Genomic DNA, 12835 nt, shown 5'->3' with positions numbered 1-12835 from the left:
CACTCCGGAGGGCTACATGCCGGTGAGGTGCTCCGGCCGTACCGGCGTCCTGTTCAGCTCCAACCCCGTCGCGTTCCGAATCGCCGCCAGAATGGCCGGAGTTGACGAAAGTGTCGGGGCCTCGCCGACACCCCGCAGCCCGTAAGGCGCATGCGCGTCGGCGAGTTCGAGCACGTCAACAGGCATGGTCGGCGTGTCCAGGATCGTGGGGATCAGATAGTCCGTGAAGGAAGGATTCCTGACCTTCGCCGTCTTCGGGTCGACGAGGATCTCCTCCATGACGGCCATGCCCAGGCCCTGGGTCGTGCCGCCCTGGATCTGGCCGACGACGGAGAGGGGGTTGAGGGCCTTGCCGACGTCCTGGGCGCAGGCCAGTTCGATGACCTTCACCAGGCCCAGTTCGGTGTCGACCTCGACCACGGCCCGGTGTGCGGCAAAGCTGTACTGGACGTGTCCGAAGCCCTGACCGGTATGCCGGTCGAACGGCTGGGTCGGCCGGTGCCGCCACTCCTCCTCGACCTCGACCGCCTCGTCCTCGAGTACGTCCGCCAGGTCGGCCAGCACCTCACCGGCGTCGGTGACGACCTTGCCGCCCTCCAGCAGCAGTTCGGCGGTGGCCCAAGCGGGGTGGTACGTAGCGAACTTGCGGCGCCCGATCTCCAGGACCCGCTCGCGGACCAGTTCGCAGGCGTTCTTGACGGCGCCGCCCGTGACGTACGTCTGACGCGACGCCGAAGTCGAGCCCGCGGAACCCACCTGCGTGTCGGCCGGCTGGATCGTCACCTGCGTGACGCCGAGCTCGGTGCGGGCGATCTGCGCGTGGACGGTGACGCCGCCCTGGCCGACCTCCGCCATCGCCGTGTGGACGGTGACGACGGGCTCTCCGCCGACAACCTCCATGCGGACGCGGGCAGTTGAGTAGTCGTCGAAGCCCTCGGAGAAGCCGACGTTCTTGATGCCGACCGCATACCCGACACCCCGTACGACGCCTTCGCCGTGCGTGGTGTTGGACAGACCGCCCGGCAGCTGGCGTACGTCGGCGCCCTCGGAGCTCTCCCACTGGCGCTCCGGTGGCAGGGGCATCGCCTTGACGCGGCGCAGGAGTTCGGCGACCGGGGCGGGCGAGTCGACGGGCTGGCCGGTGGGCATGATCGTGCCCTGCTCCATGGCGTTGAGCCGCCGGAACTCGACCCGGTCCATGCCCGCCTTGTCGGCGAGCTTGTCCATCTGCGCCTCGTACGCGAAGCAGGCCTGCACCGCGCCGAAGCCGCGCATGGCGCCGCAGGGCGGGTTGTTGGTGTAAAGGGCGAGGGCTTCGATGTCGACGTTGTCGATGGCGTACGGGCCCGCGCCGAGCGAGGCCGCGTTGCCGACGACGGCCGGTGAGGCCGAGGCGTACGCGCCGCCGTCCAGGACGATGCGGGCTTTGAGATGCGTCAGCTTGCCGTCCTTCGTTGCCCCGTGCTCGTAGAAGAGCTTCGCGGGGTGGCGGTGGACGTGGCCGAAGAAGGACTCGAACCGGTTGTAGACGATCTTCACCGGCTTGCCCGTGCGCAGCGCCAGCAGACAGGCGTGGATCTGCATCGACAGATCCTCGCGCCCGCCGAAGGCGCCGCCGACGCCGGACAGCGTCATCCGCACCTTCTCCTCGGGCAGGCCGAGGACCGGGGCGATCTGGCGGAGGTCGGAGTGCAGCCACTGGGTGGCGATGTAGAGGTCGACGCCGCCGTCCTCCGCGGGGACCGCCAGACCGGACTCCGGGCCGAGGAACGCCTGGTCCTGCATGCCGAAGGTGTACTCGCCCGTGACGATGAAGTCGGCGCTGCGGCGGGCCTCCGTCACGTCTCCGCGGATGATCGGCTGGCGGTGCAGGATGTTGGGGTGAGTGACGTGGGCGGCGTGGTGATCCGTGCGGTTCTCGTGGATCAGCGGCGCGTCGGGGGCGGTCGCGGTCAACTCGTCGGTGACAACCGGGAGTTCGCGGTAATCCACCCTGATCTTGGCGGCGGCGCGGCGTGCGGTCTCCGGGTGGTCGGCGGCGACGATCGCGACGGGCTCGCCATGGTGGCGTACGCGGCCCTGGGCCAGTACGGGGGTGTCCGGGAACTCCAGTCCGTAGTGCCGCACGTCGGTCGGCAGGTCGTCGTACGTCATGACGGCGTACACGCCGGCCTGCGCGAGGGCTTCGGAGGTGTCGATCGACACGATCTCCGCGTGGGCCACCGGAGAGCGCAGGATCTGGCCCCACAGCATGTCCTCGTGCCACATGTCGGAGGAGTACGCGAACTCTCCGGTGACCTTGAGTGTGCCGTCCGGGCGGAGCGTGGACTCGCCGATGCCGCCCTTGGTCCGCGAGCCCTGGGTGACCTTGGTGGGAGTGCCGAGCGGAGCGTTGTTGCCTGCCATGCTCAGACCGCCTCTCCCTGCCGGGCGGCCGCCAGGCGGACCGCGTTCATGATCGTCTCGTAGCCGGTACAGCGGCAGAGGTTGCCGGACAGCGCCTCGCGGATGTCCTCGTCGGTCGGCGTCGGGTTGCGCTCCAGCATCTCGTCGGCCGCGACCAGCAGGCCGGGGGTGCAGAAGCCGCACTGCACGGCGCCCGCGTCGATGAACGCCTGCTGGACCGGGGAGAGTTCAGCGCCCTCCCCGGTCTGGGAGTCGGTACGGTGCGCCGACCACCGCTGGGCATGATCCAAAGATGTGACACCTTTCGCAGAAGGGTCACACTCTCCGGACCCACAGGTGCGCTGCCGTGCGTACTCCGCCAGCCCCTCCACCGTGACGACCTCGCGGCCTTCCACCTGGCCCGCCGCGACCAGACACGAACACACCGGTACGCCGTCGAGCCGGACCGTGCACGAGCCGCACTCGCCCTGCTCGCAGGCGTTCTTGGAACCCGGCAGCCCCAGGCGCTCCCTCAGCACGTACAGCAGGGACTCGCCCTCCCAGACGTCGTCGGCTTCCTGGGGGCGGCCGTTGACCGTGAAATTGACGCGCATTACGCGACTCCCTCCGTTGCGGCGGTGCCGCGGTACGACTCCCAGGTCCAGGTCAGCGTCCGGCGGGCCATGATGCCCACCGCGTGGCGGCGGTAGTTCGCGGTGCCCCGGACGTCGTCGATCGGGTTGCAGGCGGCGGCGCACAGGTCCGCGAACTGCTTGGCGACCGACGGGGTGATGATCTTGCCGTTGTCCCAGAAGCCGCCCTCGTCGAGCGCGGCGTTCAGGAACTCCTCGGCGGCCTCGGCTCGCACGGGCGTGGGCGCGGCCGAGCCGATGCCGGTGCGGACCGTGCGCGACGACGGGTGCAGCGCGAGCCCGAAGGCGCAGACCGCGATCACCATCGCGTTCCGCGTGCCGACCTTGGAGAACTGCTGCGGGCCGTCGGCCTTCTTGATGTGGACGGCCCTGATCAGTTCGTCGGCGGCGAGAGCGTTGCGCTTCACGCCGGTGTAGAAGTCGTCGATCGGGATGCGGCGGGAGCCTCGTACGGACTCGGCCTCGACCTCGGCGCACGCCGCGAGGAGCGCGGGGTGGGCGTCGCCGGCCGGGGAGGCGGTGCCGAGGTTGCCGCCAACGCCTCCGCGGTTGCGGATCTGTGGGGAGGCCACCGTGTGGGAGGCGAGGGCGAGACCCGGGAGTTCGGCCCGCAGGTTCTCCATGATGCTCGTGTACGGGACCGAGGCACCGAGTCGCACGCTGTCCTCGCCGACCTCCCAGTCGCTCAGCTCGCCGATGCGGTTCAGGTCCAGGAGGTACTCGGGCCGGCGGTGATCGAAGTTGATCTCGACCATCACATCGGTGCCGCCCGCAATCGGCACAGCGGTGGGGTGCTCGGCCTTCGCGGCGAGCGCCTCCTCCCAGCTGCCGGGGCGAAGGAAGTCCATGAGGGGCTCTCTCTTCGTATCGTGGGGCGTTCCGTTTGAGCCAGACCGGGGACGGCCGCGGGATCGGCTCGATCAGGAGCTGTTCACAGGGATTGAGGCAAGTACACCTCGGGGTCCCTCACCTGGGTCAGTCACGGAAACCATGAAGGAGTCGGCTGGCCAGAGCGATCGTCTTGTAGATTCGTCTGAACGGGGGACGCCTGCAACGTCATCGTTTTCCTCGGGAAACACCGGACACGGTCCCCCGGGAACCAGAGATTTCCAGACAAGGAACGGCGGCGACGAGAATGCGGCTGCGCGCACTGCTGGACACCGACGCGCTGGGCCTCAGGCTGCTCGGCGGCGAGGCAGAGCTGGACCGCACCGTGCGCGGGGTGATGACCACGGATCTACGGGACCCCAGCCGCTATCTCTCCGGCGGTGAACTGGTCCTCACGGGTCTCGCGTGGCGGCGCGGTGCGGTGGACTCCGAGCCTTTCGTACGGATCCTCGTGGCCGCCGGGGTCTCGGCCCTGGCCGCCGGTGAGGCCGAGCTGGGCGACATCCCCGACGATCTGGTGCTGGCCTGCGCCCGGCACCGGCTGCCGCTGTTCGCCGTCGACGAATCGGTGGCCTTCGCGACGATCACCGAGCATGTCGTACGGCAGGTCTCGGGCGAGCGGGCCGGGGATCTGGCGGCCGTGGTGGACCGGCACCGGCGGATGATGACCTCGGGCCCGGCGGGCGGCGGCCCGGACGTGGTCCTGGATCTGCTCGGCTCGGATCTGGATCTACGGGCCTGGGTGCTGTCCCCGGCCGGGCGCGCGATCGCGGGCTCGAACCTCTCGGGGCCCCGGCCGCCCGCCGAGGTGCGCGCCGAACTGGCCGCCGAGCACCTGGCGGCGGTGCGCACGGGACGGCGCGGGCCGTATCGCGTGTGGGTGGGCGGCGCGACGTACTCCCTGTTCCCGATCCTCAGCGGGGGGCACCGCCCAGCGGTAGCCGGGGGAGGCAGAGGGGCGGCGGCTTCGCGTGACGTACGGGAGACGGTGCTGTCGGACTGGCTGCTCGCGGTGGAGGCGGACGCCGGGGACTGGCCGGAGGAGCGGCTCGACCTGCTTCACGGGGTGACGCAGCTGATCGCGGTGGAGCGGGACCGACGGGACGCGGCGCGTACGGTACGGCGCAGACTCGCCCAGGAAGTGCTGGAGTTGGTGCAGAGCGGGGCGGCGCCCGCCGAGATCGCGGCGCGGCTGCGGGTTGCCGCGCCCGTGCTGCTGCCGGGGCTCGGCGCGGCCCCGCACTGGCAGGTCGTGGTGGCCCGTGTCGAGTGGGACGGCGGGGAGATCGAGGGCGGGCCTGTGGCCCAGTCACTGCTGGAGGAGATCCTCGTCGATCCGGTGTCGTCCGGGCCGGAGCCGTCCGACCGGATCGCGGTGGCCCATACGGGCGAGGAGGCGATCGCGCTCGTACCTCTGCCGGCGGTGTCCTCCGAGCACGACGGGCCGGGGTCCGGGCTGCTCGCCGACGCGCTGCTGGAGGCCGTCCGCGGCCCGCTGTCGGCGGGCCTCAACGACGACGGCCGGCTCACGCTCGGCGTCAGCGCGGCCGTGCACTCGGCGGAGGGACTGCGGGGCGCGCTGGAGGAGGCCCGGCATGCCCGCCGGGTCGCCGCCGCCCGTCCCGGCCGGGTGTGCGCGGCGGGGCATCAGGAGCTGGCCTCGCATGTGCTGCTCCTGCCGTTCGTGCCGGACGACGTGCGCCGTGCCTTTACGGCTCGGCTCCTCGATCCGCTACGGGACTACGACCGCCGTCATCGCGCCGAGCTGATCCCCACGCTCGAGGCGTTTCTCGACTGCGACGGCTCCTGGACACGGTGCGCGGGCCGCCTGCATCTGCACGTCAACACGTTGCGTTACCGGGTGGGCCGTATCGAGCAGTTGACGAGCCGCGACCTGTCACGGCTCGAGGACAAGCTGGACTTCTTTCTGGCGTTGCGGATGAGTTGAGATCACGAGGGCGCGGCGCTCGCGAGAAGCCGAGAGTGGTGGAAGGTGGCATGAAGTGCCGTTCGTTGTCCCATAGCTTTGTGAAATCTTTCACCCACCCCCTTGGCCAGGCGCGTCCATTCGTGCTGAGATGCCGCCACCACTCAACAGCTCAATGGCGTGCTCGGGGAGGGCAACGTGGCGTATCCCGCCATGTCTGGTTACGGAACGGCTGCAGGGGACGATCCACTCCAGACCGCGGTATGGCGGCTGCGCTCGCGTGCCTGCTGGGCCGACGCAGCCGCGCTCCTCGAACCCGTCACGGCTCCCGCCGCGCTGCAGCGGGCCTCGCTCCTCGTCGAGCGGTGCCTCTACACCGAGCAGGGCTGGGCGGAGGCCGAGGACGCGCTGCGCACGGCGGAGGCGCTGGCACGGAGTGACGAGCAGCGGGGTGCGGCGGCCTGCGAGCGCGGGCAGCTGGCGTACGCGGCCACGCTGCTCGGGGTGCGGGACCGGGCGGACGAGGCGCGGGCCGCGCTCGGCCGGGCGGCGGCGCTGATCGCGCCGAGCGCTCCGGGCCGGGCCCTGCTCGACTTCCGGCGCGGGCTGCTCGCCGAGAACCTCGCGCAATCCCCGCAGGCGGCCCGCGCCGCGTACCGTCGCGCCCACGCCGGCGCGACCGCCCAGGGCGATGCGCTGCTGCTCTCCTTCACCTGGCGTCACCTCGCCGGACTCGCCTTGCGCGAAGGGGAGTTGGCGGAGGCCCGGCACGGCTTCACCGAATCGCTGCGGATCCGCGAGGAGTTGGGCTACCTGGTCGGTACGGCCCCCGCCCTGGCCTCCCTCGCCGACGCCGAGACCGAGCCGGAAGCATCCCGGCTACGGGCCGAGGCGGCAAGGCTGTTCCGTCTCCTCGGGGGCGTACCGACGTGGCTGGCACCGCGGTTGGCTCCGCCGGCGGCTACGGCGTGATGGTGCCGGGCTGGGGCGGCTTTGGTGACATTACCGCCCCCGAAGGAGGCCGCAGGCCTCTTAAGGGGCGCGGGGAACTGCGCGACCAGCCCCCACCGGCCCGCAGGTTCATCACCGTTCTCCCAGCGGAGCGCTTACGCGCCGGTGAAGTGATCGCGCACGAGGGACTGCGACTTCGGCAGGTCCTTGTTGATCAACGCGTCGAGGAGCGCGACGTGTTCGGCGGCGTTCGCGGTCAGGGCAGCGCGGCGGCGGGAGGCGGGGCCGGTGACGGACGGCCACTGGGCGCGGCGGTGCAGGTCGTCGGCGATCCGTACCAGCTGCTCGTTGCCCGAGAGGGCCAGCACCGCGCGGTGGAAGGCACGGTCGGACTCGACGTAGGTGGCCCGACAGCCGGTGGCCGCGGCCCGCGCCGTCCCCTCGGCGAGAGGGCGCAGCTCCGCCCACCGCTCGGCGGGCACACTACGGGCCAGCCGCTGCATGACGGGCACCTCGAGCAGCACGCGGATCTCGGCAAGCTCGGCCAGCTCCCGCGCCCCCCGCGCGACAACCCGGAACCCGCGGTTCGGCACCACCTCCACGGCCCCCTCGACCGCGAGCTGCTGCATCGCTTCACGCACGGGAGTCGCGGAGACCCCGAACTGCTCACCGAGCACAGGGGCGGAGTAGACCTCGCCGGGCTCGAGCTCTCCGCCCACGAGGGCGACGCGGAGGGCGTCGAGGATCTGGCCTCGGACGGAGGATCGCTGGACGACGGGGCGCGGGGCTGCCGGTCGGGTGGACGGGGCGGGCCCGCCCGCCGCACCGGCCTGCGGGCCCCCGCGTGCCGCGCGTGGTTGCGGAATCGGGGTCTCGCTGTGGGTGTGCTCGCCCCGGGCGGGGTCCGAGTGCGCGGCAGCGCCCTGCGGCGAGCCGCTCCCGGGGCCCGCCTCTACGCGATTGCCGGCGGCACCGCGCGTACGCTCCCGGTCCGCATCCGCCGCCCCCTGCTGCGGGGGCACCCTGGCTCCCCCCGTCCTCGGGCGGACGTCAGGGGCGGGGCGGGCCTCGGCCGACGTGTCCCCCGTCTCCCCGGCGGAGCCGTTGCGCGGGCCTGCCTGGTTCACGGGGGCCTCCTCCGGAGTTGGCGGTACTTGTGGCTATTGCGGGTGATGTGTTCGTAAGCCTGCACGATATGCGCAGCGGGCGGCAGTTCAAACCTCGACCACATCGGATAAGGTAAGCCTTACCTGGCAGACGAGCGTGATGGGTGGTCCGTACATGGTCGTCACGGAGGCGTATGACCGTCTGACCGAGGCGTATCCCTACCTGGGCATTACGGAACTCGGCCCCGAGGAGGAGGCTCCACGGGGTGGCGGCTGGGTAGCCGTCGACCGGCTCGCAGCGGGCGGAGAAGACCTCGACGCGTTCCTCGCGTGGGACGACGCACAGGTACTCAAGGACTACAAACAGCAGGCCCGCCCCGACGTCATCGCCAGCTTCGGCCTGCACCGGTACACCTGGCCGGCCTGCCTGCTGTTCACGGTGCCGTGGTTCCTGCTGCGCCGCGTGCCCCGTATCCCCGTGGAGAACGTCTCCTACCAGCGCGATCTCGGCCGCATGGCGGTGCGGGTCGACGGATTCGCCTGCCTGCCGGACGACCCGGCGGCCACGCTGCCCGGCGCCCGCGTCGTACCGGACGAGGAGGCTCTGCGCGAAGAGGTACGGGCAGCCGTCGCCGAGCATCTCGAACCGGTGCTCGGCGGCTTCGGTCCCCGGATGCGCCGCCGGGGCCGTGCCCTGTGGGGCACGGTGACCGACGACCTGGTCGAGAGCCTCCACTACATCGGCGGGCAACTCGGCGAGGAGCCGCGCGTGATGGCCGAACTGGAGCGGCTGCTCCCGGGCACGATCCGCCCGTACGTCGGCACCCCCTCCTTCCGCCAACTGACCGGCCCCGGCGGCGAGTCGCTGCCCACCCGCGACCGGGCCAGCTGCTGCTTCTTCTACACCCTGGAACCAGAGGACACCTGCGCCAACTGCCCCCGCAACAGCGAGGCGGTCCGCATCGAGAAGCTGACGGCGCCAGCGGCCGGTTGAGAGCCCTGCGCAGCAAGCGGGCTGCCCTCAGGGCCAGTTGAGAGGCACTGCGAACCGCGAGCGACCCCACAGGTTACGAGTGATTCACAGTTTCCTCACTTGTCGCAGGAACTATCCGTGGAACCACCGATACGGGTAATCTTATTCGCACTCAACTCCTGTCCCTCGACCGGCAGTTCGAGCAGAACGTCGCCCTGCGCATCCCCTTGCACTCCCTTGGCGGCCTCTTGCGCCGAAAACCCCTGAGGGCCGACGGGATTGGGCCACTATGGCGGGCGTTACGCCCTATCCCAATGCAAGGGACCCCAGATGAGACTGACCGACATATCGCTTAACTGGCTGCTTCCGGGCGCCGTACTGCTCCTGGGCATGCTGGCGGCGGTTGCGGTGCTCGCGCGCGGCAAGCGCGCCGGGGAGAAAGCGGAAGCGGACGACTCTTGGGAACGCAGCGAGGAGCGACGCCGGCGCAAGGAGGCCATCTACGGCACCGCCTCCTATGTGCTGCTGTTCTGCTGCGCCGCGGTCGCCGCAGCGCTCTCCTTCCACGGACTGGTCGGCTTCGGTGAGCAGAACCTGAATCTCTCCGGCGGCTGGCAGTACCTCGTTCCGTTCGGCCTGGACGGCGCCGCGATGTTCTGCTCGGTGCTCGCGGTGCGCGAGGCCAGCCACGGCGACGCGGCTCTCGGCTCGCGGATACTTGTGTGGACGTTCGCGGCCGCTGCCGCCTGGTTCAACTGGGTGCACGCTCCTCGGGGCGCCGGCCACGCGGGCGCCCCGCACTTCTTCGCCGGCATGTCGCTGTCGGCCGCGGTGCTGTTCGACCGGGCCCTCAAGCAGACCCGCCGGGCGGCGCTGCGCGAGCAGGGCCTGGTGCCCCGCCCGCTGCCGCAGATCCGGATCGTCCGCTGGCTGCGCGCTCCCCGTGAGACCTACGGCGCCTGGTCGCTGATGCTTCTTGAAGGGGTACGCAGTCTGGACGAAGCGGTCGAGGAAGTGCGCGAGGACAAGCGGCAGAAGGAGACGAACCGGCAGCGCCGGCGCGACCAGGAGCGCCTGGACCGGGCCCGCATCAAGGCACTCACCCGCGGCCACCGCGGACTGATCGGGCGCGGCGGCAGGCAGGTCGAGGTGCAGGCCGTGCAGGCGCCCGCGGCCCCCGCTCAGGTGACCGCGGAGCCTGCCATATCGACGCCGGAACCACTGCCCATGCGCGCCGCCCGTCCCTCCCTCGCGCCCGTTAGAAGCGGCACCGAGCCGGTCACCGTCGACCTCACGGCCGAGGACGACACGATGGCTCTGCCGCGGCTGGACTCCCTGGAGCGCAAGCTCAAGGACCTGGAGCAGCAGTTCGGCTGAGGCTTGATGCTGATGCCCCCTGAGGCTTCCCCCACATAGTGGCCTTACTCTCTGCGGCGGCGTGGCCTGAACTAGGCCGCGCCGCCGTTCAGTTCGAACCACACCGACTTGCCCACGCGGTGCGCCCGTACGCCCCACTCGTCCGCGAGTGACTCGACGAGCACCAGGCCTCGGCCGTGCGTGTCGTCGCGATACGTATCCTCGTCGGCGTTCGACGGCCGCAGACTCGGCTTGCGGCCCAGGAAGTCCCGTACCTCCACCCGGAGTCCGCGCGGCCCGACAGTGGCTGTGAGCACCGCGTCGCTGTCGGTGTGGACGAGGGCGTTGGTGACGAGTTCGCTGGTCAGCAGTTCCGCCGTCTCGGCCCCGCCGGGCTTCCCCCAGCGCGAGAGCAACTCCCGTAGTGCTCTGCGCACTTCGGGCACGGCCCGCAGATCGGCCCGCCGCAGTCTGCGCCTGAGCTGCGGACCGCCCTGCCGGTCCCTTGCGCCGTTCGCCGATTCCTCCGCCGGCTTCACCGTCTTCGTCTTCGTCTTCGTAGCCTTTGCCGAGAAGACCCCGGATACCACGGGACCGCCCCCTCGTGCCTGCCTCTTCATGACCCCCGCCCGCACGTCGACGTCGCCCCCTTTGCTCGAACACTTACACGGGATGCATGCCCCGCCCGGAACGCGCCAGTCATGTCGAATGGTCAACTACCTGCGATACGGCCACGGGTTCCCCGTACGGGAAGGGACAACCCAGTGGGAATCGACCGTCCCTCGGCCGCTCCATGCGGACGTCGAACGGACGCGTCACGCCTCCCAGACCGCGGCCGCCGTGCGGTCGTCGGCGTATCCCTTGACCCTCACCTGGACGTCGGCGAGGAAGGCCGCCATGCCGGGTGGCTCGCTGTCCGTCCAGCGGGACGTCAGGTGGTGGGCGAGTTCGGATTCGCCGCGCAGCGGTTCGGCCAGGCCGCCCGTGCACAACAGCAGTGTGTCGCCGGGGCGGGCCACGGAAGCACGGAAACGGAAGGGTGGGCGAGGCGGTCGGGGGGCGGGTTCGTACGGGCTCGGGGGTGTCGTGATGCCAAGGTCCATGGTCAGCCGGTCGCCCTCGGGGGTCTCGGAGGGCGGCGAGCCGAAGCCGACCACGGCCTCGCCGGTGGTCTCGGCGACTCGCGGCTCGATGTCCTGGAACTCGCCTTCGCGCAGCCGGAACAGACCGCCCTCTCCGACGCCGAAGAAGACGCGCGTACGGCACTCGGGGTCTGCCGGAAGCAGCAGACAGCGCAGACTCGCCGTGTACTCCTCCGGGTCGATGCCCTGCTCGGCGGCGGTGGCCCGCAGTTTGCCGAGGCTGCGGTCGGTGAGCCGGTGCAGCCCAGACTTGAGGTCGCCGCGCCGGGCCGACCTGATGTCCTCGACGAGCCGCGCGTGGCTGCGGCCCACGGCCCGCCCGATCCACTGGCAGGCCTCGGCGGCAGCCAGATGCGCGCCGGGTGTGGCCCGCGCTCCGGTCGCCATGGCGACGAGTACCAGCGCCTGCTCCCCCGTCCCGAACCGCGCGGTCAGCAACGAGTCCCGTCGTGGCTCACCCCGGTACCGCGCGGAGTCCCCGCGCACGGAAGCGGCCCGCAGCGTGCAGGTCCCGTAGTGCGCCCCGTCCAGCACGGTGTCGGCGACCAGGTCGTCGAGATCGTCGGGGTTCGCGGGCGGAAGAGCGGTGGGTTCGGGGTCGTAGGTGGGCGGGCCGGAGCCTACGTAGCCGACGGTGGGTGGAGCGGCGGGGGTGCGGGGGGCGTACGGCGTGTCCGAGGAGGCTGCTGACGGGTCGTCGTCCGGCGGGGTGTCTGCAGAGACGCCCGACGGGACGCCTGAAGGGGCGCCTGAAGGGGCGCCTGAAGGGGCGTCGATCAATGTGGCGGGGCCGCGGGCCGGGGGCTCGGGCCGATCAGCCCGATCGGCTCGTTCAACTCCCTTGCCGTATGAGGCATCCGCGGGCGCATCAGCCCGCTCACTGGCGGCGGAGGCGGAAGCGACCGGCGCTGCCCCCGGTGTCTCCGTGGACGTATCGCCGCCGGACACCTCCTCACGGAATCCCGGCGGCTTGGGACCCGGTGGAGACGGCGGCGACGGATTGGGGCCCGGCGGAAAGGAGGCCGGCCCCGGCGGTTCGGGAGGCGGCGCCTCCCAGGGCGCCCGCTGCCGCTGAAGCCCACTGCGCCGCAAGGTGTCGGCGCCCGGCGGCACCGAGGGCTGAGGCACCGTGGACGGCGGCTCCGAGGCCGACGGTTTCGCGGGGGCGCCTCCGCCGGGCGGACCCTGATGCGGAACAACTCCGACCGTTCCCGCCGCCGAGGCGAACCGGTCGTCGAGGGAGTCGGCCGCGGCTGCCGGTCCCGTGTCCTCGGTGGAGTCGTCGTACAACTGCCGCCACCAGTCGTCCTCATGACCGGTGGGCGTCTCCCCCTGCTGGCTCATGCCCCCAATTGTCCACTGGACGGGCCGGATGAAAACGGTGCATCCGGAAAAACCGCCCGGTGGCCCGGACGACGAACGGCAGCTGGTGCCACAGTGACGCAACCCGGGCA

General features: G+C 71.2%; 10 protein-coding genes. 4 read left to right on the top strand and 6 right to left on the bottom strand.

The genetic code is table 11. The features are described 5' to 3' along the window. Nucleotides 1-12: 12 nt before the first annotated feature. Genes ABD357_RS27805 through ABD357_RS27795 form a run of 3 tightly spaced genes read right to left on the bottom strand, consistent with a single transcriptional unit; the run spans nt 13 to nt 3886 of the window. Nucleotides 13-2406 (bottom strand): xanthine dehydrogenase family protein molybdopterin-binding subunit, encoded by a 2394-nt coding sequence (locus tag ABD357_RS27805; protein WP_344393752.1) that lies wholly within the window; start codon nt 2404-2406, stop codon nt 13-15. Between the two features lie 2 nt (nt 2407-2408). Next, the gene (locus tag ABD357_RS27800) at nt 2409-2999 is read right to left on the bottom strand and encodes a (2Fe-2S)-binding protein (protein WP_344393751.1); all 591 of its coding nucleotides are present in this window, start codon (nt 2997-2999) and stop codon (nt 2409-2411) included. Then, nucleotides 2999-3886, bottom strand: a complete 888-nt coding sequence (locus tag ABD357_RS27795) for an FAD binding domain-containing protein (protein WP_344393750.1) — start codon at nt 3884-3886, stop codon at nt 2999-3001. The genes ABD357_RS27800 and ABD357_RS27795 overlap by 1 nt, the downstream gene beginning before the upstream one ends. A gap of 287 nt (nt 3887-4173) precedes the next feature. On the opposite strand from ABD357_RS27795, the gene ABD357_RS27790 reads away from it, so the two are divergent. Together ABD357_RS27790 and ABD357_RS27785 are read left to right on the top strand one after the other, a co-directional pair. Then, the gene (locus ABD357_RS27790) at nt 4174-5874 is read left to right on the top strand and encodes a PucR family transcriptional regulator (protein WP_344393749.1); all 1701 of its coding nucleotides are present in this window, start codon (nt 4174-4176) and stop codon (nt 5872-5874) included. Nucleotides 5875-6051: 177 nt separating this feature from the next. Further along, nucleotides 6052-6825, top strand: coding sequence for a hypothetical protein (locus ABD357_RS27785; RefSeq protein ID WP_344393748.1), 774 nt, complete (start codon nt 6052-6054; stop codon nt 6823-6825). Between the two features lie 134 nt (nt 6826-6959). On the opposite strand, the gene ABD357_RS27780 is transcribed toward ABD357_RS27785, so the two are convergent. Then, complete coding sequence (locus tag ABD357_RS27780; protein ID WP_344393747.1) at nt 6960-7931, bottom strand: GntR family transcriptional regulator; 972 nt, start codon at nt 7929-7931, stop codon at nt 6960-6962. Between the two features lie 139 nt (nt 7932-8070). Between ABD357_RS27780 and ABD357_RS27775 the strand changes: the two genes are divergently transcribed. Then, complete coding sequence (locus tag ABD357_RS27775; protein ID WP_344393746.1) at nt 8071-8904, top strand: (2Fe-2S)-binding protein; 834 nt, start codon at nt 8071-8073, stop codon at nt 8902-8904. Between the two features lie 309 nt (nt 8905-9213). Beyond that, the gene (locus ABD357_RS27770; RefSeq protein WP_344393745.1) at nt 9214-10260 is read left to right on the top strand and encodes a DUF2637 domain-containing protein; all 1047 of its coding nucleotides are present in this window, start codon (nt 9214-9216) and stop codon (nt 10258-10260) included. Between the two features lie 71 nt (nt 10261-10331). On the opposite strand, the gene ABD357_RS27765 is transcribed toward ABD357_RS27770, so the two are convergent. Both ABD357_RS27765 and ABD357_RS27760 read right to left on the bottom strand, forming a co-directional pair. Next, nucleotides 10332-10829 (bottom strand): ATP-binding protein, encoded by a 498-nt coding sequence (locus ABD357_RS27765; RefSeq protein WP_425585035.1) that lies wholly within the window; start codon nt 10827-10829, stop codon nt 10332-10334. A 225-nt stretch (nt 10830-11054) separates the two neighbouring features. Then, on the bottom strand, nt 11055-12725 hold the full coding sequence (locus ABD357_RS27760) for a protein phosphatase 2C domain-containing protein (RefSeq protein WP_344393743.1): 1671 nt from the start codon (nt 12723-12725) through the stop codon (nt 11055-11057). Between the last annotated feature and the right edge of the window lie 110 nt (nt 12726-12835).

It is taken from the genome of Streptomyces vastus, from assembly GCF_039532825.1.
GTDB classification, from domain to species: Bacteria; Actinomycetota; Actinomycetes; order Streptomycetales; family Streptomycetaceae; genus Streptomyces; species Streptomyces vastus.
This window is presented reverse-complemented; position numbering and strand designations above follow the sequence as displayed.